At 71.2% G+C, this 21853-nt stretch carries 20 protein-coding genes and 3 pseudogenes; 20 read left to right on the top strand and 3 right to left on the bottom strand.

Annotated features, from left to right (window positions below; translation table 11 throughout):
• Positions 1-295 (top strand): annotated as a pseudogene (locus ACFHVL_RS15270) (hypothetical protein); the annotation flags it as partial.
• Positions 296-542: 247 nt separating this feature from the next.
• Here the strand turns inward: ACFHVL_RS15270 and ACFHVL_RS15265 are convergent.
• Positions 543-1115, bottom strand: a complete 573-nt coding sequence (locus ACFHVL_RS15265; protein ID WP_416628496.1) for an HD domain-containing protein — start codon at positions 1113-1115, stop codon at positions 543-545.
• 148 nt (positions 1116-1263) lie between these two features.
• Here ACFHVL_RS15265 and ACFHVL_RS15260 point away from each other — a divergent pair, with 148 nt between their 5' ends.
• The 7 genes and pseudogenes from ACFHVL_RS15260 to ACFHVL_RS15230 all read left to right on the top strand — a co-directional run.
• Positions 1264-2478: a helix-turn-helix domain-containing protein gene (locus ACFHVL_RS15260; protein ID WP_416628495.1), complete on the top strand. Its 1215-nt coding sequence runs from the start codon at positions 1264-1266 to the stop codon at positions 2476-2478.
• Between the two features lie 195 nt (positions 2479-2673).
• Complete coding sequence (locus ACFHVL_RS15255) at positions 2674-3873, top strand: helix-turn-helix domain-containing protein (RefSeq protein ID WP_416628494.1); 1200 nt, start codon at positions 2674-2676, stop codon at positions 3871-3873.
• Positions 3874-4222: 349 nt separating this feature from the next.
• Complete coding sequence (locus ACFHVL_RS15250) at positions 4223-4498, top strand: hypothetical protein (protein WP_416628493.1); 276 nt, start codon at positions 4223-4225, stop codon at positions 4496-4498.
• Entirely contained in the window at positions 4495-5706 is a 1212-nt protein-coding gene (locus tag ACFHVL_RS15245; protein ID WP_416628492.1) for a helix-turn-helix domain-containing protein, read from the top strand. Before ACFHVL_RS15250 ends, ACFHVL_RS15245 begins: the two co-directional genes overlap by 4 nt.
• A gap of 267 nt (positions 5707-5973) precedes the next feature.
• Positions 5974-7590, top strand: a complete 1617-nt coding sequence (locus ACFHVL_RS15240) for a DUF885 domain-containing protein (RefSeq protein WP_416628491.1) — start codon at positions 5974-5976, stop codon at positions 7588-7590.
• Positions 7591-7777: 187 nt separating this feature from the next.
• Positions 7778-8503 carry a bacteriorhodopsin gene (locus tag ACFHVL_RS15235; RefSeq protein ID WP_416628490.1) on the top strand — a complete coding sequence of 242 codons (726 nt, stop codon included), beginning with the start codon at positions 7778-7780 and terminating at the stop codon, positions 8501-8503.
• Positions 8504-8544: 41 nt separating this feature from the next.
• A pseudogene (locus tag ACFHVL_RS15230) lies at positions 8545-9429 on the top strand (Brp/Blh family beta-carotene 15,15'-dioxygenase); the annotation flags it as partial.
• Positions 9430-9617: 188 nt separating this feature from the next.
• On the opposite strand, the gene nudC reads toward ACFHVL_RS15230, so the two are convergent.
• Together nudC and ACFHVL_RS15220 are read right to left on the bottom strand one after the other, a co-directional pair.
• Entirely contained in the window at positions 9618-10334 is a 717-nt protein-coding gene (nudC, locus tag ACFHVL_RS15225) for an NAD(+) diphosphatase (protein ID WP_416628489.1), read from the bottom strand.
• Positions 10335-10449: 115 nt separating this feature from the next.
• Positions 10450-11160 (bottom strand): hypothetical protein, encoded by a 711-nt coding sequence (locus ACFHVL_RS15220; protein WP_416628487.1) that lies wholly within the window; start codon positions 11158-11160, stop codon positions 10450-10452.
• Between the two features lie 217 nt (positions 11161-11377).
• Here ACFHVL_RS15220 and eno point away from each other — a divergent pair, with 217 nt between their 5' ends.
• From eno to ACFHVL_RS15160, 12 genes and pseudogenes are all read left to right on the top strand, one after another.
• Complete coding sequence (gene eno / locus ACFHVL_RS15215; RefSeq protein ID WP_416628485.1) at positions 11378-12661, top strand: phosphopyruvate hydratase; 1284 nt, start codon at positions 11378-11380, stop codon at positions 12659-12661.
• A 175-nt stretch (positions 12662-12836) separates the two neighbouring features.
• Complete coding sequence (locus ACFHVL_RS15210; RefSeq protein ID WP_416628484.1) at positions 12837-13529, top strand: septum formation initiator family protein; 693 nt, start codon at positions 12837-12839, stop codon at positions 13527-13529.
• Positions 13519-14014: pseudogene (locus ACFHVL_RS15205) on the top strand (DUF501 domain-containing protein); the annotation flags it as partial. The gene ACFHVL_RS15210 and the pseudogene ACFHVL_RS15205, both read left to right, overlap by 11 nt.
• 91 nt (positions 14015-14105) lie before the next feature.
• Positions 14106-14633, top strand: coding sequence for an amino-acid N-acetyltransferase (locus ACFHVL_RS15200; RefSeq protein ID WP_416628483.1), 528 nt, complete (start codon positions 14106-14108; stop codon positions 14631-14633).
• A gap of 114 nt (positions 14634-14747) precedes the next feature.
• Positions 14748-15674: an exopolyphosphatase gene (locus ACFHVL_RS15195; RefSeq protein WP_416628505.1), complete on the top strand. Its 927-nt coding sequence runs from the start codon at positions 14748-14750 to the stop codon at positions 15672-15674.
• 141 nt (positions 15675-15815) lie between these two features.
• Entirely contained in the window at positions 15816-16517 is a 702-nt protein-coding gene (locus tag ACFHVL_RS15190) for a dienelactone hydrolase family protein (RefSeq protein ID WP_416628481.1), read from the top strand.
• Between the two features lie 43 nt (positions 16518-16560).
• Positions 16561-17298 carry a uracil-DNA glycosylase gene (locus ACFHVL_RS15185; protein ID WP_416628480.1) on the top strand — a complete coding sequence of 246 codons (738 nt, stop codon included), beginning with the start codon at positions 16561-16563 and terminating at the stop codon, positions 17296-17298.
• 46 nt (positions 17299-17344) lie between these two features.
• Positions 17345-18082, top strand: coding sequence for a DUF4129 domain-containing protein (locus tag ACFHVL_RS15180; RefSeq protein WP_416628478.1), 738 nt, complete (start codon positions 17345-17347; stop codon positions 18080-18082).
• Between the two features lie 21 nt (positions 18083-18103).
• Positions 18104-18688 (top strand): hypothetical protein, encoded by a 585-nt coding sequence (locus ACFHVL_RS15175; RefSeq protein ID WP_416628477.1) that lies wholly within the window; start codon positions 18104-18106, stop codon positions 18686-18688.
• Positions 18685-19722: an AAA family ATPase gene (locus tag ACFHVL_RS15170; protein WP_416628476.1), complete on the top strand. Its 1038-nt coding sequence runs from the start codon at positions 18685-18687 to the stop codon at positions 19720-19722. Before ACFHVL_RS15175 ends, ACFHVL_RS15170 begins: the two co-directional genes overlap by 4 nt.
• Positions 19719-21182 (top strand): DUF58 domain-containing protein, encoded by a 1464-nt coding sequence (locus ACFHVL_RS15165; RefSeq protein WP_416628475.1) that lies wholly within the window; start codon positions 19719-19721, stop codon positions 21180-21182. The genes ACFHVL_RS15170 and ACFHVL_RS15165 overlap by 4 nt, the downstream gene beginning before the upstream one ends.
• The gene (locus tag ACFHVL_RS15160; RefSeq protein WP_416628473.1) at positions 21179-21742 is read left to right on the top strand and encodes a hypothetical protein; all 564 of its coding nucleotides are present in this window, start codon (positions 21179-21181) and stop codon (positions 21740-21742) included. The genes ACFHVL_RS15165 and ACFHVL_RS15160 overlap by 4 nt, the downstream gene beginning before the upstream one ends.
• Positions 21743-21853: the final 111 nt, after the last annotated feature.

The following is a 21853-nucleotide window of genomic DNA, read 5'->3' as shown; positions in this document are numbered from 1 at the left end:
CGACGAGACGGTGTGGGTGTGGGACGCGGCCACCGGCACCCCGATCGGCCAGCCCTTCACCGGCCACACCGACGACGTGAACGCGGTGGCGGTGGGGCAGGTCGACGACCGTCCGGTCGTCGTCTCCGGCGGCGCCGATGCGACGGTGCGGGTGTGGGACGCGGCCAACCTGCGAACCTACGAAACCACAGAGATCCATCTTCCAGAATCAGCCTATGGAACCGCGTTCAATGTTCCCGGAATCATTGCCATCGCAACCACACTCGGTGTCATAAGCGTGCGGCTAGAGCACTAATAGGAAGCAAAGGCGGCCGAGTGCTCCGACGCACTCAACTCGGCAGATCCGGAAGTCGAGCGTCCGCTGTCTCGCATAACCGATCGTTACACGACGTGTTGGCAACGAGCCTTCGCCGGGTTGATCTTGGTGGACGCCATGTCGGAGTGAGCTTTGGGTAGCAGGCAGACTCGATCGCGCGCGGTCAGGCAAGACGCACCTGACCCTCGACGGGTCGGTCCCAACGCTCGGCTCGGCGGAACCTGCCCTACTTCGGTGGTTCGAGCCAGGCGAGTGGTTGGCCGGCGAGGGCGGCGTCGGCGAGGCGGTGGGCCGAGGCGGTCTTGAGGACGGCGCGGGAGCTGTCGATCCAGCGTTGGATGTTGTCGATGCCTTGGTGGCGGTATTCGACGGCTTGGACGAGGAGTTCGAGTTTGTCGGCGTCGCGGGCGACGATCGCTTCGGGGGTTTCGCCGGCTTCGTACTCGGCGACGGCGGCGGTGATGACGTCGGCGACGGCTGGTGGGCAGTCGGCGACCTGGTCGGCGGTGATGGTGGTGTTGGGTGCGGCGGTGAGGTAGCGCTTGGCGATGTGCGGTAGGTCGGTGGTGCGGGTTTCCTGGGTGTCGTGCAGGACGCAGAGCATGGTGACGCGGGCTGGGTCGGCGCCTTCCATGGCGGCGAGCATCATGCCGATGATCGCCGTGCGGAACGAATGGTCGGCGATGGATTCGGGCTGGGTGACGCCGGCGAACCACCAGCCGGTGCGGGCCGCGCGTTTGAGCACGCCGGCCTCGAAGATGAACTTCATCGCGCCGGCAATGTCGTGGTCTTCGCTCATCTGCTCGTTCCTGTGCCGGGGAACCCGTTGGTACGCAGGCTGTAGAGGATCGAGGTTAGCTCCTGCCGGGACTGGCCGGAGAGCGTGTCGCTGTCCAGTAGCGTGGTGTCGACGAGCCGGTGACATCCCTCGCTGCGAGGAGGTCTGGGTGGGCGCGATGCCAGAGTTGAGCTTCGGACAGCGGTTGAAGCTCTATCGCGAGCGGTCAGGCAAGACCCGTGCTGTCCTCGGTGGTCTGGTGGGTCGCAGCGCCGAGTGGGTAAAGGCGGTGGAGACCGACCGCATCCTGCCGCCCCGGGTCCACATGCTCGATCGGATTGCCCGTGCTTTGAAGATCGACGTTGTTGTGTTGGTCGGTGAGTTGAGCGACCGGTCGGCCGTGGTCAACGGCACGGAGCATCCCGCGTTGGCGTCGGTGCGTGACGCGGTGAACCGCTATCCACTCTCCAGCGAACTTCCACCCGTGCCACTCGGACAACTCAGCGAGCGGTTGATCGCGGCCTGGCGGGCCCGTCACCAGGCGTCGGACCACCGTACGGTGCTCGGAGCGCTGCTTCCGGATTTGGTCCGGGACGCGCAGCGCGCCGCACTCGCCTACGAAGGCGCCGAGCGTCGCCGAGCGCAGGCGCTGTTGGCCGAAGTGCTCGGGTTGGCGCAGATGTTCATCGCGTACCAGCCGGCTGCCGAACTGCTCTGGCGCGTCGCCGACCGGGCGATGGTGGCGGCGCAGGAGTCGGGTGATCCGGCGGCACTGGCCTGTGCCGGATGGTTCCTGTGCCAGGTGCATCGGGACGCGGGTGACTGGGATACCGCCATGGCGGCGACGCTCGACGTCGTTTCGGCACTGGAGGCGCGGATGCCTGATGCCGATACGAACCTCCTCGCACTCTGGGGTGCTCTGCAGTTCGAGGCTGCCTACACGGCGGCCCGCGCCGGCGAGGAGGGGCGCGCCTGGCGGTACTGGGATCGTGCCGACCGGGTTGCGCAGCGGCTGCCGCAGGACTTCTACCAGCAGCAGACATCGTTCTCCCGGGTCATCATGCCGGCTCACGCGGTGACGGTGGCGGTGGAGCTGCAGAAGTCCGGCGAGGCGGTCCGGCAGGCGCGGCGTATCGATCCGGCGACCATCCCGTCCCGCCCGCGCAGAGCCCGGCATCTGATCGAGGTCGCCCGTTGCCACGACGGCAAAGGCAACAGCGAGGCTACCGCGATGACGCTGCGACAGGCGTACGAGTCCGCGCCGGAAACGATCCGATTCAACGGCTACGCCCGGCAGATGACTCTGGACCTGCTGCAGAGCGGGCCGCGTTCGATGCGCAACGAGGCGCATGACCTTGCGCTGAAGGTGGGCCTCGTCGCCTAGGTTCGTACAGCGGCCTGGCTCCGTCAGGTAGAAGTTCAGGTAGAAGATGGTTGATGTAGTGCCGGTTCTCGGCGGTGGTGTGCCGGGCCGCTGCACAGGCCAGCCGCGTAACGCGGGACCGGGTACCGTCGGACGTGGTGGCGCGCCGGGATGAAGCGGCCTCGTCCGCCCCGCTGCCCAGCCTCTACCTGGGAGATGCTCATGGATACGTTTGGATCGCGGCTGCGGACGTACCGCGAACGTAGCGGCAAGACCCGGGCGGTGCTCGGCGGTCTCGTCGGGCGCAGTGCCGAGTGGGTCAAAGCTCTTGAATCCGGTCGGCTGCTCACCCCTCGCCTGCCGATGCTGCTGCGGTTGGCAGAGGTATTGGGCATCGATGATCTGTCGGCGTTGACCGGCGAGCAGTCGCTTCCGGTCGCGTCGGTCACCCGCGCCGGCCATCCAGCTATGGACAGCGTTGCCGCTGCCGTGCAGCGCACGACCCTGCCATCGGGCGATCCGGTGAAGGTCGCTGCGCTGCGTTCCCGGGTGGATCACGCGTGGGCGACGTGGCATCACGCCAGTGCCGAGCGGACTGCGGTCGCCGCGTTGCTGCCGGGGCTGCTGACCGATGCTCGCCTTGCGGCTCGCCGGTTGGATGGGGTCGATCGTAGGCAGGCCGCTGCTGAGCTTGCTCGGGTGTATCACCTGGTGCAGTTGTACGCGGCACACCAACCGCAGCCGCAGCTGGTCTGGCTCGCGGCTGACCGGGCGATGCTTGCGGCGCAGGACGCTGACGATCCTGGGGCGATCGCTGCTGCGGCCTGGTATTACGCCCATGTGTACCGCTCTGATGGCGAGCCTGACGCGGCGGAGCAGGTGCTGGTCGACGCGCTCGACCTACAGGGCGACGGCGAGGGCGGTAGCGCTGAGCAGCTTGCCCGGTTGGGGCAGCTGCAACTAGGCCTTGCCTTGGGACATGCCCGCGCCGGTCGTGCGGGGCAGGCCTGGCGGTACTGGGACTCGGCGGATGCCGCCGCGCGGCGACTCGGTCCCGGATACGTGCACCCGTGGTTGATGTTCGGGTCGGTGGTGGTCGATGCGTTCGGGGTGACCCTTGGTATCGACCTGGTGCGTCCGGGTGATGCGGTGCGGCGGGCGGCGGCGGTCAACTACTCGGCGCTCCCGTCCCGGACCCGCCGGGCCGGTGGCCTGATTGACGCCGCCCGGGCTCACCTCATGCGACGGGACGAGGTGGCGGTGGTACACCTGCTCGGCCGGGCGTTGCGCGAGTCGGTGGAGACTGTCCGGCATCAGCCGTATGCCCGAGGTATGGCTATGGAGCTTGCTGGCCGCACCGGGGTGGTGGGCGAAGACGCCCGGGAGTTGGCGTTGGCGATGGGTATCGACTGGTAGCTGTACCTCGGGTACAAGTTGTCCCCCTCGAACTCGTGACCGCTCGTAGCGTTCCCGATACGGCCTGCTGGATGGGTGACTGTTTCCACGTCAGGCCGGCCTGCTGGGCGGCGGCTCGGGGTTGATGTGGAGAGCCACTTCGGGTCGCCGCCCTTCCAACTGCCGTCGAGGGGGCCGTGGTGCTCGGGAAGTGGTTTCAGCGTGCGGATGTGCCGGTGGACGTGGTGTATCCGGTGCCGGGCAGGCGGCGATACGCCGAGTTGACCGCGTCGCCGCCGGATCGGCGGCCGGCGACGCGTGGGGATCGTGCGGAGCGTCGGGGCGGAAACGCCGGAAGGCACTTCCTGTCGTGACCGGGATCAGGACCAAGGTCAGCGGTGGTGGGCCGGTGCATGAGCCGGTGCGGCCGTCATGGTGGTGTGCGGTGTGTCCGGACGGGACGCCGTGGCCGTGTCCGCCGGGTCGGACGCAGTTGGCGGAGGCGTACGTCGGGGAGCCGATCGCGCTGTCGGTGGACGTCGCTGAGTTGCTGCCGCTGACGGCTGAGGAAGCCGGGATCACTGATCCGGCCGAGTTGTACGAGCGGTTCGTGTCCTGGACCTGGATCGAGGTCGAGCACCGGTGAGCGTGTCGGTGGGGGTGGGGCGTCGGGTGGCGTTGTGGCGGGTCCAGCGGCGGATGACCCAACAGGTGTTCGCCGACCGGATCGGCCGGTCGAAGAGCTGGGTGGAGAAGGTCGAGCGCGGGGTCCGGCGGTTGGATCGGTTCTCGCTGATCCAACAGGTAGCCGAGGTGCTGCGGGTCGACCCGGCCGAACTGCTCGGCACCGACCGCCCATCGGAGACCGACAAGGTGGCTGCCGGCGTGTCGGCCGTCCGGGCGGCACTCGCCAGCTACGAGGTGTTCGCCGCGGACTCACCGGACCCGAAATCCGACACTGGGGAGGTAGGGCGGTGGGTTGAGCATGCCTGGTCGACGTACCGGCACGGGGATTATCCCCGGTTGCTGCGGATGGTGCCGGACCTGCTGAACGTCGCACGGCAACTGCATTCGGCGCGACCGTCGGCAGGAGCAGGGCCGCTGGTCCAGGCGTACCGGGTCACGGCCCAGGTGCTGGTCAAGGTCGGGGAAGCCGAGCTCGCCTGGTTGGCGGCCGACCGGGCACTCGCGACGGCGGGCAGCGATCGGTTGCTGGCGGCGTCGGCGGTGGTGCCACTCGGGCAGGCGCTGCGCGGGTTGAACCAGGGCCGGTTGGCGATGGCGGCCACGATCGCCGCCGCCGACCGGATCGCCGCGTCGACCGGTCCAGGCAACTCACCCGAGCACCGGTCGGTGTACGGGACGCTGCTGCTGCAGGCAGGGTTGGCAGCCGCCGCCTGCGGCGAGACGCACAGTGTCGGTGAACTACTCGGGCAGGCGGCCGGCGTCGGGGCACGGATCGGTGTCGGGCAGGACTTCCGTACTGCGAGTTTTGGTCCGGCGGCGGTCGAGTTGGCGCATGTGGTGGCAGCGGTGGAGTTGGGTGATGCCCGGCAGGCGGTACGCCGGAACGAGACGGCCAGCCGACGTCACCCTTGGCAGGGATTGCCGGCCGAGCATCGGGCGGCGTACCTGGTGGACGCCGCGCGGGCACACCTGGAGATCGGTGACTTCCCTGGGGCGGGGCGGTGGCTGGTCGAGGCGGACCGCGTCGCACCGGCTGAGATCCGCTACCGGCCTTCCGCCCGTACCGTCGTGGGTGAGGTCGCCCGGTGCGGGCCGCAGGTCGCCGGGGTCGCCCGGCTGGCGACGGCGCTCGGCCTGATGAAGTCCGGCGTCGAGTTGCTGGTCTAGCATGCGCCGGGTGTCGGCGGAGCACGATCGGTCCGGGTCCGGTCCGCCGTCCGGCCCGGCACGCAACGCTTGCCCGACGAGACGGTGGAGCGGGTCGGCCTGCTCCGGTCCGTCCTGGCCGACCGACGATCCAGGCGAAGACCTACACCTTCAGCGCGAACGGGATCACCGCGACCCGGACCCTGTCGCTCACGACGAGCCGGCGGTAGCCCGCGCCCGTAGCCTGATCCACGGCCAGCGTCGGTGGGATGCCTTAGGGTCGGTGGCATGGTGCCGTTCGTACCCTTGGCTGAACGTGTCGTCGACGCGCTGTTGGCCAGCGACCCGTCGTTGGCGTCGTCGGCCGGCGACCACCGCTACGACGACCGGTTGCCGGATCTCTCCACCGACGCGGTCGCCGCCACCGCGACGATGCTGCTGGACGCCACCAACGCGCTCGCCGAAGTCGACGCGGACACCCTGTCCGCTCAGGAACGGGTGGACCACGCGATCCTTTCGACGATCGTCGACCGGCGGCTGTTCGAGCTGACCGAGGTGCGGGCCAGGGAGTGGAATCCGCTGGTCTACAACCCTGGTTCGCTGCTGCACAGCCTGATCGCGCGCCCATTCGCGCCGGCCGCCGAGCGGTTGACCGGCCTGGCCGGGCGGCTCGGCGCGGTGCCGGACGTGCTGGCCACCGCCCGCGACACGCTGCGCGGGGTGCCGGCGATCCACGCCGAGACCGCTGCCGGGCAGTTCGCCGGCACCGCCACCCTGGTCCGCGACCAGGTGCCGGTGCTGCTGGCCGAGGAGCCAGGGCTGCGCGGCATGGTCGAGCCGTTGGCCGCTGAGGCGGCGCACGCGCTCGACGAGTTCGCCGGCTGGCTGCGCGAGGGTCTGGACCGGGGCACCGACCGGCGGGATCCGCGATTGGGCCGGCGGCTGTGGGAAGCCCAACTCTGGCACACCCTGGACACCGAGCTGACCGCCGCCGACGTACTGGATCGGGCCTGGGCGAATCTGGAGCGGGTCACCGGTGAGATCCGCGCGGTGGCCGCCGAGTTGACCGGCGGCCCGGCCGACGACGACACGGTACGCAAGGCACTGGACCAGCTCGCCGCCGAGCACCCGGACGACGCGTCGATCGTGTCACTGGCGCAGCGGGCGGTAAGGGAGACAACGGAGTTCGTCACCTCCCGTGACCTGGTGTCGCTGGTGGATGATCGGTGCGTGGTCCAGGAGATGCCGGAGTTCGCCCGGGGAGTGGCGGTCGCCTACTGTGACCCGCCCGGGGTGCTGGAGCGCGCCGACGTGCCGACGTTCTACTGCATCGCGCCGACCCCGGCGGGCTGGCCGGCGGAGCGGGTCGAGTCGTTCTACCGCGAGTACAACGATCACATGGTGCGCAACCTGACCGTGCACGAGGCGATGCCGGGGCATTTTCTGCAGTTGGCGCACGCCCGCAGGTTCCTCGGTACCACCCGGGTGCGGGCGATCGGCCGCTCCGGGCCGTTCGTCGAGGGCTGGGCGGTGTACGCCGAGGAGCTGATGGTCGACGCTGGCTTCGGTGGCCTGCCGGTGCGGCTGCAGCAGCTGAAGATGCAGCTGCGGATGACCATCAACGCGATCCTGGATCAGTTGACGCACTGCGAGCAACTGCCGCAGGCCGAGGCGATGTCGTTGATGACCGGTCGCGGCTTCCAGGAGGAGGGCGAGGCGGCCGGCAAGTGGCGTCGGGCGCTGCTCACCGCCACCCAGCTGTCCACCTACTTCGTGGGGTACAGCGAGGTGGCGGCGGTGGCGGCGGCGCGTCCGGCGGACGTGCCGGCGCGGCAGTGGCACGACGCGATGCTGTCGCACGGTTCGCCGCCGCCCCGGCATCTGCCGGCGCTCCTCCGGTTCTGAGCGTCCCGCTACGGGCGGCCGACGGCGGCGGGTTCCGTTGGTGTTCGATCAGCCAGCGGGATGTCGAGTACGCCGCTGGCAGCTCGGTCGGCAGGTGTCGTCGAGCGCGATCCAGCCGGCTTCGGCGGGCTGGAATAGCTGATGAAGCAGAACAATCCGCGAAATAGTGCGACAGTACCCTTAGTGGTTGTCTGACTGCAAAGGGCTCGCGGTGTCGCAGTGGTGGTTGTGGTTGTTCGTGGTGGTCGCGTCCGGCGCGGTGCTGTACTTCGCCCACTGGATGCGCGAGCCCAAGGGCGTCCCCGTCACCGTGTACCTGCTTGCGATCGGCATCCTGATCTGGTCCGCCGTCTGGCACGCGGTGATGGCGCTCGGCGGCGCACACACCATGGTCGGCGACCATGACGTGCACTGGGGATACTATGCCGACTGGATGGTCACCGCGCCGTTGCTCGGCTATGCGCTGGTTCTGGTGGGGACGCACGCCCTGACCGGCAAGAGGACCGACCTGGTGGCGCTCGTGGCAGTGACCAGCGTCCCCATGATCTTCTGCGGACTGGTCGGTGACCTGGCACCCAATCCGCCCACGCGATACCTTGCGTACGGAGTCGGCGTTGCCGCGCTGGCGGCCAACTTCGTGGTGATCTGGGGGCCGCTGCGCAGGGCTGCGGCTCAGCAGCCGGACCCGATGACGGCCCACTTCAACCAGTTGGCCCTACTGCTCGGCGCCCTGTGGATCGGCTTCACCCTGGTCTGGCTGCTGGGACCATCCGGCCTCGGCATGCTCGACGAGCCGACGACCACTGCGGTGTTCGTCGTCCTGTCGGTGCTGATGAAGGTCGTCTGGAGTGCGTTCGACCTGAGGCGGCTGCGGTCGCTTGCCGACCGAGACGCCCTGCACGTCGCGCATTGAGTGCCAGCCGGCAACTGCTGAGTCGGGCCGGACGGGTCGCCGTGCTGGCGTTGGGCGCGGTGCTGCTGTTGTACCTGTCCGTGCCGATCCACGCGGCGCCGGTCGTCGATTCGCCGCTGCCGTTGCTGGTGGGGCTGCTGCTCGGCCTGCCCCACGGGGCTGTCGACCATCTGGTCCCGGCCTGGTTGAGATCCGCCGCCGGCGGCTGGCGGCCCCGGGCTTGCCTGCTCGTGGGGTACGCCGGGTTGGCCGTCCTCGCCTGGTGGATCTGCCATCGTGCCCCCGGTCCGGCGCTCGTCGCCTTCCTGATCCTTACGGTCATCCACTTCGGTGCCGGTGACGAGGCGTTCCACCGGCAACGGGACGCACGGTGGACCCGGACCCGGACCCGGACCCGGACCCGGCCGTACGCCGTGCTCGCGTATGGCGCGCCGCCGGTGCTGCTGCCGTTGACGCTCTGGCGGGACCAGGTCGATCCGCTGCTGGAGACCATCGGCCCCGACGCGGCGCACCTGCTGACCACCGAGGTCCGCGGGGCAGCCGTCGCGCTCGTCTGCGCGGCGGTGGTCGCCACTGTGCTCGACGACCTGCGAGCTGGCCGGCGCGGTGACACCGGCTACCTCGGGCTGCTGATCGCCGTGTTCGTGCTCGTTCCGCCCGCCTGGGCGTTCGGCACGTACTTCGCGGCGAGTCACTCGGTGCGGCATGTGGCCCGGCTGCTGCTGGCCGACCCCGGCAACGCCGCCGCGCTGGCCGCCGGGAGGCTCGCTCCGGCACTGCTGCGGTTCGCTGCCCAGGCGGTGATTCCTACCGGAGTCGTGCTGGCTGTGCTGGTGCCGTTTGCTGTCTCGGCCACGCCGGACGTGGTGTTGTCCACCGGCTTCGCGGTACTGGCCGGGCTAACTGTGCCGCACGCCATGCTGGTGTTCTGGCTGGACCGGCATGCCGTCCGGCAGCGGGCAGGCTGGACGCCCGATGTCCGGGGGCAGGCACGCCGCGGTAGCCCGGTGATGTCGGCGACATGGCATAGGGCCGGTGGAGTGGCGTCGGTCGGACCTTTGCCGGACGTGTCGTCGACGAGCTGCCGGTCGGACCGGTCGGTCGGACCGGTCGGTTACTGGGCGGCCGAGGGCCGCGGGCTCCGTTGGTGTTCGATCAGCCAGCGGGAGATCGAGTATCCCGCCGGCAGCTCGGCCGGCAGATCGTCGAGGGCGAACCAACGGGCTTCGGCGATCTCCCGGCCGTCGGCGACTGGCACGGCGTCGGGCGCCGCGCGAGCGGTGAATCCGGCGAGTAGCACGCCGGGACCGGACATCGCCCATGGCTGGCTGCCGAAGTAGGCGATGTCGTGCACAGCCAGCCCGACCTCCTCGTCGACCTCCCGGTGCACCGCCTCCTCCAGGGTTTCGCCGGCCTCGACGAAGCCGGCCACCAGCGCCCAGACCGCGGTGGCGCCGTAGGCGTGCCGGACCAGCAGCAGCTCGGCCGCGCCGACGTGGGTGGTGCGGGTGATCGCAGCCAGGACGGCGGGGGAGAGCTGCATCGGTACGTACAGGTTGCAGCCGGGACAGCGGCGGGCATGCTCGTCGGGCACGTCGGCCAGTTCGGTGGCGCAACCGCCGCAGAACCGGTGGGTACGCCGCCAGGTGATCACCTGCAGGGCCCGTCCGGCCAGTGCGGCCAGTGGCTCACCGACCTTGTCGGCCATCGCCGGCCAGCTGTGCCAGTCGCCGAGTTGGTCGTCGACGGTCGGCAGGCCGGTGGCCCACACCCTGGTGCCGTCGAGGCTACCCAGCGGCACCAGCTCTGCCCCGGCTGGCAGGTCGGCCACGGTGGGCAGCGGCCCAGTCGTGCCAACGAGAAGTCGGCGACCGGCAATCACCAGGCACGGATCGCCGGGGCTGGCGACAGCGCCACCCGTCCCGGCGTCGGGCAGGAACCTGCGGCTAGGCCGACCCAGGCCGCCGATCGACGGATCGGGCACCTGCGGGTAGCTCGAATGCGGTCTCGTCGGCGGTGTCACTGTACCGGCTTATCGCGATCTCGACGGCTTGTCCATCGACCACCCCGGCGAAGCTGCCCAACGCGCCCTCCGTGGTCACACAGGCGTCGAAGCGGGAGGCCGCCGCTGTCTGCACCTGACTGACTCGTACGCAGGTGGCGTGCCGGCCAGCGATGGTGGTGTCGTTCTGGGCGACCACCGCCGCGGGATCCAGGGCGGTCGCGGTCAGCAGCGCGATCACGACCGCCGGGGCGATCAGGCCGCCGTCGTTGGCGTCGGTGAACAGCTCCGGCTCCGGCTGGGTCGACGGTGACGGTCCGGTGCTGAGCGTGCAGACCGGACGGGCGGTCGCGGTGTCGCACTCCGTGGTGGCGTCGGTGCTGACGATCAACTTGCCGCCAGGGTAGTCGTAGGCGGTGCGCTGCGGGTTCTGTGCCTGCACGATCCTGGCACTGGCGCCGCCGACGAGTTGGTAGTCGGCGGAGTAGGTGAGCGCGCTGGCCTGGTCTAGCCGGGACGCTAGTTCGTTGACCAGGTCGGCGGGCTGGATCGTCTGGCCGGCGTCGGCGATGCTCTGGCAACCGGTGGTCAGTAGCAGGGTTGCGGCGGCGGCCACCGCCGTCGTCCGGTGGGCGAGCTTCCCCGGTGCGCGCATGGGGACAGGGTGACCGATCGTGTCCACCCGCCGCAAACTCGTTGCCATCAATGTCCGAATATGGGGTGGATGCGCGATGCGGGTGGTTCCCGCCTTGTACATCCTGGGTTCCGGAAGGCAGCGCCCGTGACCAGATGCCGGCCCGATACGCTGCCTCATGGAACGGTTCGGCCGCACCGTCGCGGCCTGCGGGAATTTGATCACGAGGAGCGACACAGTGGCTACCATCGAGGGAATCGTCGCCAGGGAGATTCTCGATTCGCGCGGAAATCCGACCGTCGAGGTCGAGATCGGGCTCGACGACGGCACGATCGCCCGCGCGGCGGTGCCGTCCGGCGCGTCCACCGGAGCGTTCGAGGCGGTCGAGCTGCGTGACGGCGACGCCGACCGGTACGCAGGCAAGGGCGTCGAGCGTGCGGTTTCCAACATCGAAGAGCGAATCGTCGACCAGTTGGTCGGATACGAGGCCAGTGAGCAGCGGCTGATCGACCAGAAGATGCTCGATCTGGACGGCACCGCGGACAAGTCCGGGCTGGGTGCCAACGCCATTCTCGGGGTTTCCCTCGCGGTGGCGAAGGCCGCCGCCAACAGCGCCGAGTTGAGCCTGTTCCGCTACCTCGGTGGTCCGAACGCGCACCTGTTGCCGGTGCCGATGATGAACATCCTCAACGGTGGCGCGCACGCCGACTCCAACGTCGACGTGCAGGAATTCATGATCGCGCCGATCGGCGCGCCGACGTTCCGGGAGGCGCTGCGCACCGGTGCCGAGGTCTACCACAAGCTCAAGTCGGTGCTGAAGAAGAAGGGCCTGGGGACCGGTCTCGGCGACGAGGGCGGCTTCGCGCCGAGCCTGCCGACCAACGCCGCCGCGCTGGATCTGATCGCGGAGGCGGTGGCCGCCGCCGGCTACCAGCTCGGCACCGACATCGTGCTGGCGCTGGACGTGGCCGCCACCGAGTTCTACTCCGACGGCGCGTACGTCTTCGAGGGCGCGAACAAGACCTCCGACGAGATGATCGCCTACTACACCAAGCTGGTCGGCGAGTACCCGATCGTGTCTATCGAGGACCCGCTCGCGGAGGACGACTGGGCCGGCTGGTCGGCGATGACCGCCGCGCTCGGCGACCGGATCCAGATCGTCGGCGACGACCTGTTCGTCACCAATCCGCAGCGGATCGCCCGGGGTATCGCCGAGCAGGCCGCCAACGCCGTACTGGTCAAGGTGAACCAGATCGGTTCGCTGACCGAGACGTTCGACGCGGTCGAGTTGGCCCACCGCAGCGGATTCCGGTGCATGATGAGCCACCGTTCGGGCGAGACCGAGGACACCACGATTGCCGACCTGGCGGTGGCGACCGGCTGCGGCCAGATCAAGACCGGTGCCCCGGCCCGTTCCGAGCGCGTCGCCAAGTACAACCAGCTGCTGCGGATCGAGGAGGAGCTGGCCGACGCGGCGCGCTACGCCGGGGCCGGCGCGTTCCCCAGGTACCGTTCGGCGTGACGTCCCGACGCCGTGCGGCGTCGCCATCCCGCCGATTCGCGGCGCGATGCCGCGCCGTTTCGGCTGGTTCAGGTTCGCGAGTGGTGGTGGCATCGCCGGCGGTTCGACCAGCCGGCGGCGATGCCACCACCGCCGCGGGAGTACCACCGATCGCCCGGGGAGGGGTGTGACGACGGTGACGCAACGGCGCACACCGAGTGGGCAGGGCCCGGCCCGCCGGCCGGGGCAGCCCGGCCGGTCCGGAGCCCGTGGCCCGCTGCGGATCGCAGGCCGGGACGCCGGGCGGCCGGCTGCCCGCGAATCCGGCCGGAGCGCAGGCCGCGACGGCGGCTCCCGCGCCGATCAGCGCAGCGGGTCGGCCCGCTCCGCCAACGGTACGCGGGCTGGTGATCCGGGTCGCCCGGCCAGCCGGCCAGCGGCCGGCCGTCGGGCACCGGGGGGGCCGGTCAAACGGACCGCGGCACCCCAACCCAACCGTTTCACCGGGCGGGCCACCGTACTGCTGGTGGTCCTGGTCGCGCTTGCGTTGGCGTACACCTATCCGGTGCGGGTCTACCTGAGCCAACAGGCCGACATCGCCCGGATAGAGCAGGCCCAACAGGAACAGCGGGATCGGATCGCCGACCTGGACGCGCAGGCGGAGCGCTGGCAGGACCCGGACCACATCCGGATCGAGGCCAAGCGCCGGTTCTTCATGGTGTACCCGGGTGAGGTGCCGCTGCTGGTGCTGAACGACCCGGACGGAGCCGCTCGCGACGCCGGCACCCCGGTCGACCCACTAACGGACCCGGCCGCCCCGGCGGATCCGTGGTACGACACGCTCTGGTCCAGCGTCCAGGCCGCCGACGCCGAAGGCGGTGCCCGATGACCGGCGGACCGGCGGACGAACAGGACCTGGCGGCGGTCGCCGCGCAGCTCGGCCGGACGCCACGCGGCACCCGGGCGGTCGCCCACCGCTGCCCGTGTCAGCTGCCCGACGTCGTCGAAACGGTGCCCCGGCTGGCCGACGGCACCCCGTTCCCGACCTTGTTCTACCTGACCTGTCCCCGGGCCACGGCCGCCTGCAGTCGGCTGGAGTCCGCCGGCCTGATGCGTGAGTACGCCGAGCAGCTCGCCGGGGATCCCGAATTCGCCGCCGACTACCAGGCGGCACACGAGGACTACCTGGCCCGGCGGGAGGCGATCGGTCACGTGCCGGAGATCGCCGGGGTGTCGGCCGGCGGCATGCCGGGGCGGGTCAAGTGCCTGCATGTGCACCTGGGCCACGCGTTGGCGGTCGGTCCGGGGGTCAACCCGATCGGTGACCGGGTCCGCGAGTTGATCGAGCCGTGGTGGGCTGCTGGTCCCTGCGTACCGCCTGCGGAGCTGGACCAGGGCCGGACGCCGCGGCCGGCTGCGGCTGCGGCCGGCGACAGGGCTGCGGCCACCGGTCTGGAGGCCGGTCGTGGCGGAGCCTGACCTCGGCACGGAGGTGGTCGTCCGGCGGGCACGTACCCGTGACGTGCGGGGTATCCGCCGGCTGATCGACCTGTACAGCCCGGATCGTCGGCTGCTCAGCAAGGCGACGGTGACGCTCTTCGAGGACGTGCAGGAGTTCTGGGTCGCCGAGCTGCCGGCCGACGGCACCATCGTCGGTTGCGGTGCGCTGCACGTGATGTGGGAGGACCTGGCGGAGATCCGTACCGTCGCGGTCGACCCGGCGTGCCGGGGCCGCAAGATCGGGTACCGGATCGTGGCGGAGCTGCTGGCCGTGGCCCGGGAGCTGGGGGTGGGTCGGGTCTTCGTGCTCACCTTCGAGACCGGGTTCTTCGCGACGTTCGGCTTCGTCGAGATTGATGGAGCGCCGGTGCCGGCTCAGGTGTACGAACAGTTGCTGCGCTCCTACGACGAGGGTGTCGCGGAGTTCCTCGGGCTGGAGCGGGTGAAGCCGAACACGCTCGGTAACACCCGGATGCTCCTGCACCTGCCCTGAGCACCCCGACCCGTCAAGATCCCGACGATCTTGCGCTTATCGACGGACAATCTGGACAAAAGCTCTCGACGAGTGCAAGATCGTCGGGGAGAGGGAATGGGTGGCGCGATGCGGGTGGCGGGGATCGATTGCGGCACGAACTCGATCCGGCTGTTGGTGGCCGACCTCGGCGAGCAGGGCGACCTCGCGCCGCTGACCGACGTGGTGCGCCGGATGGAGATCGTCCGGCTCGGTGAAGGCGTCGACGAGACCCGCCGGCTCGCCCCGGCTGCCATCGAGCGCACCCGCCGGGCGCTGGCCGGGTACGCCGCCGAGATCGCCGCGCACGGTGCCGAACGGGTACGTATGTGCGCCACCTCGGCCAGCCGGGACGCCGCCAACGCCGACGAGTTCGTCGCGATGGTCGAAGCCACCCTGGGTGTGACGCCGGAGGTGGTCACCGGCGACGAGGAGGCACGGCTCACCTTCACCGGAGCGGTCGGCGGGCTGGCTGATGTCGCCCCGGCGCCGTACCTGGTGGTCGACATCGGCGGCGGCTCCACCGAGTTCGTTGTCGGGGTGGACACCGTGGCGCGGGCGGTGTCGGTCGACAGCGGCTGCGTACGGATGACGGAGCGGCACCTGCGGGCCGACCCGCCGACCGCCGCGCAGATCGTCGCCGCCGAGCACGACATCGCCGAGGCGGTCGACCGGGCGGTGGCGGTGTTGACGGTGACGGACCTGCCCGGCCCAGCGACCCTGGTCGGCCTGGCCGGGTCGGTGACCACGGTGGCCGGGATCGCACTGGGGCTGGACGAGTACCGGCCGGAGCGGCTGCACCACGCCCGGATCAGCTACCAGCAGGTCGCCGAGGTGACCGCCGACCTGCTCGCCATGCCGGTCGCGCGGCGGCTGCGTATCCCGGTGATGCACCCCGGCCGGGCGGATGTGATCGCCGCCGGAGCCCTGGTACTGCGGATCATCATGGAGCGGGCCGGTGTGCCGTCGGTGGTGGCCAGCGAGCACGACATCCTGGACGGGATCTGCCTCAGTCTGCGGTGACACCGATCCGAACGGCAGGTCAGCAAGAGGCGAACGCCACCCTGCGCACGCCTTCCCCGGCCTCGCGGCGCGTGTCAGGCTACCCGGACACGTGAGCCACTGCGCGCCAGCCAACGATGACTGACCGACAGGAGGACCCCCATGGGTGAGATGGTGAGTTACCGCAGCAACGGTGGGACCAGCGAGGGATATCTGGCCCTGCCGCCGACACCCAGCGGGGAGAGCGGCCCGGTACCTGCGGTCATCGTGATCCAGGAGTGGTGGGGGCTGGTGCCGCACATCACCGCGGTCGCCGACCGGTTCGCTGAGGCGGGCTTCGTCGCGCTCGCCCCGGACCTCTACCACGGGGCGCAGACGACCGAGCCGGACCAGGCCCGGCGGCTGTTGATGGGGCTGGCGATGGATCAGGCCGCGAAAGACATCGCGGGCGCCGCGGAGTACCTGGCCGGCCGCGGCGAGACGGCCGGTGACACCATCGGTACGGTCGGATTCTGCGCCGGTGGCTCGCTGGCGCTCTGGTCGGCCACGCTCACCGACCGGATCGTCGCCACCGCCGGGTTCTATCCGGCGTTGCCGTGGGAGCGGATGCGTCCGGACTGGTCCGGCTACGCCGGCAAGTCGGCGATCATCCACTGCTCGCAGGAGGACGGCACCTCCGCGGCCGACGGCATCCAGCAGGCCAAGGGCTCCGTCGAGGCGGCCGGTGGCAACTGCGCCGTCTACGACTACCCTGGCACCCGGCACGCGTTCTTCAACGACGATCGTCCGGAGTCCTACGACGACGACGCGTCGACGCGGGCCTGGGCGCGGACCCTGGAGCTGTTCCGGACCCGGCTCGGCTGACCGGCCGGCCGTCCGGTCTGCCCGACGCCGGAAGGAGCCGCCGGTGACCCGTACCGCCGACGAGGTGACCGCGACGGCGGCGGCCGTGCCGGACCTGGCTGCCCTGGATCGGGCGGTGGCGCGCTGCCGGGCCTGCCCCAACCTGGTCTCCTGGCGGGAAGAGGTCGCGGCGACCAAGCGGGCGGCATTTCGCGATCAGACGTACTGGGGTCGGCCGGTGCCCGGCTTCGGCGCGCCGGACGCCCGGATCGCCATCCTCGGCCTGGCCCCGGCGGCCCACGGCGGAAACCGGACCGGCAGGGTGTTCACCGGCGACCGTTCCGGCGACGTGCTGTTCGCCGCCCTGCATCGGGCCGGGCTGGCCAACCAGCCGACCAGCGTCGCCGCCGACGACGGCCTGCGCCTGCGGGACACCCGGATCGTCGCCGCGGTGCGCTGCGCCCCACCGGCGAACAAACCCACCCCGGCTGAACGGGACACCTGCGCGCCCTGGCTGCACCGCGAGTTCGATCTGCTGAAGCCCACCCTGCGGGTGGTGGTCGCGCTCGGCGCGTTCGCCTGGGCCGCCTGGTGGCCGGTGCTTACCCGAATTTACGGCCGACGCCCGCCCACACCCCGACCCGCGTTCGGCCATGCGGCACACTGGTCGGGTGGCGGGCAGGTGCCCAACGTGCTGGGCTGCTATCACGTCAGCCAGCAGAACACGTTCACCGGACGGCTCACCCCCGCCATGCTCGACGAGGTCTTCGCCGAGGTGAAGCGCCTCGCGGGGCCCGTCTGACCGGGCTGGGGCGGCCATGAGGGATTCGAGGGGGCGCACGTCGACAATGGATTTCGCGGCTCTCCGTCGGCTGTGGCCACTCGCCGCTGTCGCCGTCCTGCTCGCGCTGACCGCGGTCGCGGCGGCGAATTCGACCTTGCCGGTCAGTCGGACCGACACCACCACCGAGCGGGAGCTCCCGGCCCTGCCGGATTACCAACAGCCGCAGACCCTCCCCACCGACGAGCCGCCGGAGGACTTCGCCGCCGCCGAGCAGCAGCCGGTCCCGTCGTGGATCCCTCTCGCCGCCGGCGCCCTCTGCGGGGTCGCCGTCCTGGTGGTCGTCGGCCTGCTGCTGTGGACGCTGCTGCGTGACCTGACCCGGCGGCGTTCCCGGGCGGCACCGGGTCGGATCCGCCGCCGGGCGCCGCCGCCCGGTCCGGCCAGCGCGGCGGAGGTGGTAGCGGCGGTCGACGCCAGCCTGGTCGAACTCTCCGACGCCGACGCCGACCCCCGCCGTGCGGTGATCGCCTGCTGGGTACGGCTGGAACAGGCCGCCGCCGCGGCCGGCACTCCCCGGCAGATCGGCGACACCTCCACCGACCTGGTCACCCGGCTGCTCGCCGGACACGCGATCAGTGCCGAGGTGCTCTCCGCGTTCGCCGCCGTCTACCGCCAGGCCCGGTACGCCCGGCACGCCGTCGACGAGCGGACCCGGGCCCAGGCCCAGTCGGCGCTGCGCCGGCTGCGCGGTGAGTTGACCGCCAGCGTCGGCGCCACCGACGGCAGGCCGGGCGATGAGTGACCAGCGGGGTGGGCCGGGGCGATGACCGACCAGCAGACCAGCATCGACGACCTGCTCTATCACGAGGAGGAGCCCTCGGCCGCACCGCGCCGGGAGCGTGGCCGGGCCTGGTCCTGGCTGAGTGCGGTGCTGATCGCCGCCGCCGGTGCCGCCGCCGTACTGCTCGGACTGCGGATGTTCGGCCTGGCCGTGCCGATCGAAGCGGTGTTCGCCGGCTGCCTGGCGCTGGTGGTGCTGCGCCGCACCGTACGTTCGGTCGCCCCGGTGCCGCCGCCGAAGCTGCGCCGGGTCGGCACCGACCCGGAGGACGGCAGCTACCTGCTCGGCACCCAGGACGGCCTGCGGGAGGCGGTACGCCAGTGGGAGAGCCGACTGAAGTCCGCGCAGCACGGCGCCGGCCGGTTCACCGAGCTCATGCTCCCGGTGCTCGGCGAACTGGTCGACGAACGGCTCCGGCAACGGCACGGACTGACCCGGGCCAGCGATCCGCAGCGCGCCCGGGCGATCTGCGGGGACGAGTTGTGGAACTTCCTGAACACCCCGGCCCGACGGAAACCGTCGGCCAAGGACTACGCGGTGTTCGTCAGCCAATTGGAGAAGATGTGAACGACGTGGTGGCTGCCCCGACCGCCGAGGCGAGTCGGCTCGCGCACGCCGTACTGGACGCGGTCGGCACCGTCCTGGTCGGCAAACGGGCCTCGCTGGAGCTGGTCCTGGCCGGGATCCTCGCCGGTGGGCACGTGCTGCTGGAGGATCTGCCCGGCCTCGGCAAGACCCTGACCGCCAGATCGTTCGCGCAGGCGTTGGGGTTGGATTTCCGCCGGTTGCAGTTCACCCCTGACCTGCTGCCCGCCGACGTCACCGGGTCCTTCCTCTACGACCAGCGCAGTGCCGACTTCACCTTCCGGGCGGGGCCGGTCTTCACCAACCTGCTGCTCGCCGACGAGATCAACCGGACGCCGCCGAAGACCCAGGCGGCGCTGCTGGAGGCGATGCAGGAGAAGCAGGTGTCGGTGGAGGGGGTCACCTACCGGCTGGAGGTGCCGTTCCACGTACTCGCCACCGCCAACCCGATCGAGTACGAAGGCACCTATCCGCTGCCGGAGGCGCAGCTGGACCGGTTCCTGCTGCGGGTGTCGTTCGGCTATCCGAGCCACGACGAGGAGTGGGAGGTGCTCCGCCGCCGGATCTCCCGCCGACAGGAGGAGACCGAGCTGGCCGCGGTGGTCGACGCGGCCGGGCTGCGGGCGATGCAGGCGGCGCTGGAGAACGTGGTGGTCGAGGATTCCATCGGCCGGTACATCGTGGCGCTCACCCAGGCCACCCGGGAGCACCCGTCGGTGCTGGTCGGGGCGTCGCCCCGGGGTTCGCTGGCGTTGCTGCTGCTGGCCCGGGCCAAGGCGGTGCTCGCCGGGCGGGACTTCGTCGTCCCCGAGGACGTCAAGGAGGTCGCCGCCCCGGCCCTGGCCCACCGGATCACGCTGCGGCCGGAGATGTGGCTACGCCGGGTCGACCCGGCCTTCGTGGTCGCCGAGGTGCTGGCGCAGACCCCCGCGCCGGCCAGCGGGGCGCTGCCCAGCTACGCCGGTGGGTTCGGCCCGTCGGCCGCGGCGGCCGGTGGCCGCCGCCCAGCACCGTGACCGCCGGCCAGTGGCTGCCCACCCGGGCGCTCGGGCGGGCGGTGCTGGTCACCGGGCTGTTGCTGATCGCCGGAGTGATCCTCGGCCGGGTCGACCTGGTCGCCCTGGCCGCACCGTTCGCCGTCGGCACCGCGTACGCGTTGCGTCGCCGCCCGGCCGCCGCGCCGGTCCTCGACGTCGGCGCGGTCGAGGGTGACCTCGTCGAGGGAGGTCAGGTCGGGGCCCGGGTCGCCGCCGCCAACCCGGCAGACGTCGGCTACGACCTGGTGGTGGTCCGCGCCCTGGTGTCTCCGTGGCTGCGCATCGACGAGTTGGGGCTGCTGGCAGCCACCACGATCGGCGATGAGCCGGCCGGTGCGGCCGACGGTGCGCCCGACGGTGGTGGGTCCGCCGGGCCGGGTGCCGCGACCCTGCAGGTGCTGGAGCGGTTCGGGGCACCGGCCCGGCTGTCGCCCAGCGGCGGGGTGCCGGACCGTCCGTTCGGTCTGGTGGTGCCGACCGGCAGCGCGGCCGGTTTCGAGTTGGGCGGCATCGCCCTGCGATGGGGCCGGCCGGCGATCGGCCCGGTCGCCGCCCGGGCGGTCGCCTGCGACGGCCTGCTGGCCTGCCGACCGTTGGTCGCCGAACCGGTCCGGGTGCCGGTGTATCCGGTGACCGAGCCGTTCGACGCAGACGAGGCGATGCCGCGCGCCGCCGGTCTGGTCGGCGGGCACCGGTCGCGCCGGCCGGGGGAGGGCGGCGAGCTGGCCGGCGTACGGATCTTCGGCCCCGGTGACCGGCTGCGGCGGATCGACTGGCGGGTGTCCTTGCGGGCCCGGCAGCTGCACGTGGCGGCGACGCTGTCCGACCGCGACGCCGAGGTGGTGCTGCTGTTGGACGTACTCACCGAGGTGGGCCGCTCCGGCGGGTTCTCCGGCGGCGCGTCGGTGCTGGACACCACGGTCCGGGCGGCGGCTGCGGTCGCCGAGCACTACCTGCACCGGGGCGACCGGGTCGCGATGCTGGAGTACGGGCCGTTGGCCCGGCGGCTGCGTCCGGCCACCGGTCGTCGGCAGTACCTGACCGTGCTGGAGTGGCTGCTCGACGTCGAGGTGCGGCCGACTCCGTACGAGCCGTACGACCAGGTGTTCGGCCCGCAGCTGCTCTCCTCGGACGCGCTGGTGGTGGTGCTGACTCCGCTGGTCGACCCGCGATCGGCGGAGATGCTGGCCCGGATGGCCCGCTCCGGCCGGATCGTCGTCGCCGTCGACACGCTGCCCACCACGGTGGCACCGCCGCCCCGGGGGGGCCCGTGGACCGAGGCGGCGTACGGGCTGTGGCGGCTGGACCGCGACAACACCATCGGCCAGTTGCGCGAGCACGGGGTGCCGGTGGTGACCTGGGCCGGTGCCGGCAGCCTCGACCAGGTGCTGCGTGACGTCTCCCGGCTGGCGTCGGCGCCGAAGGCGGTGCTGCGGTGATCACCTCGATCCGGGGCCGGGTGGCGTCGGCCCGGACCACGGCCAGCCGGGCCACCCTGGCACCGCTGCTGGTACGGGCCGCCCTGGCGGTCGTCACGCTGCTCGCGCTGCTGCTCGCGTACCCGGGTGAACTCGGCGACGATCGGCTCTACCTGGCGTTGTTCGCCGCCGCCGGGCTGCCGGCGATCGCCCCGCGTGGTCACGCACCGACGGTGGCGATCCTGGTCGGGGTGGTCGGCTGGGTGCTCGCCACCACCGCGTACGGGGTACCGGTGCAGCTGTGGCGGCTGCTCGCGGTGGGGTCGTTGCTCTACCTGACGCACAGCCTCGCCGCATTGGCCGCCGCGTTGCCGTACGACGTGGTGCTCTCGCCCGACGTGCCGGTGCGGTGGCTGGTCCGCGTGGCGGGCGTGCTGCTCGCGTCGGCGGTGCTGGTGGTGTTGCTGCTGGCGGTGGCCGGGCAGGCCGCCGGGCAGCCGTTCCTGCTCGCGGTACTGGCCGGGTTGGCTGTCGGGGTCGGCGCGGTCACGCTGCTCGCCGCCCTGGTGAAGCGGCGCTGACGCCGCTCCGGTTGGCCGCCTCGTCGATGGCGCAGGTGGCAGCGTGTGAGGGCTCACATCCGCGTGCTGGGTCACATATCTGGCTTTGGAGGCGGCGTCAAGAGGCAAGCG

Source organism: Micromonospora sp. LOL_023 (genome assembly GCF_048060115.1).
In the GTDB taxonomy this organism is placed as follows: domain Bacteria; phylum Actinomycetota; class Actinomycetes; order Mycobacteriales; family Micromonosporaceae; genus Micromonospora_E.
Note: the sequence above shows the minus strand (reverse complement) of the source record. Positions and strands in the feature narration are given on the sequence as shown.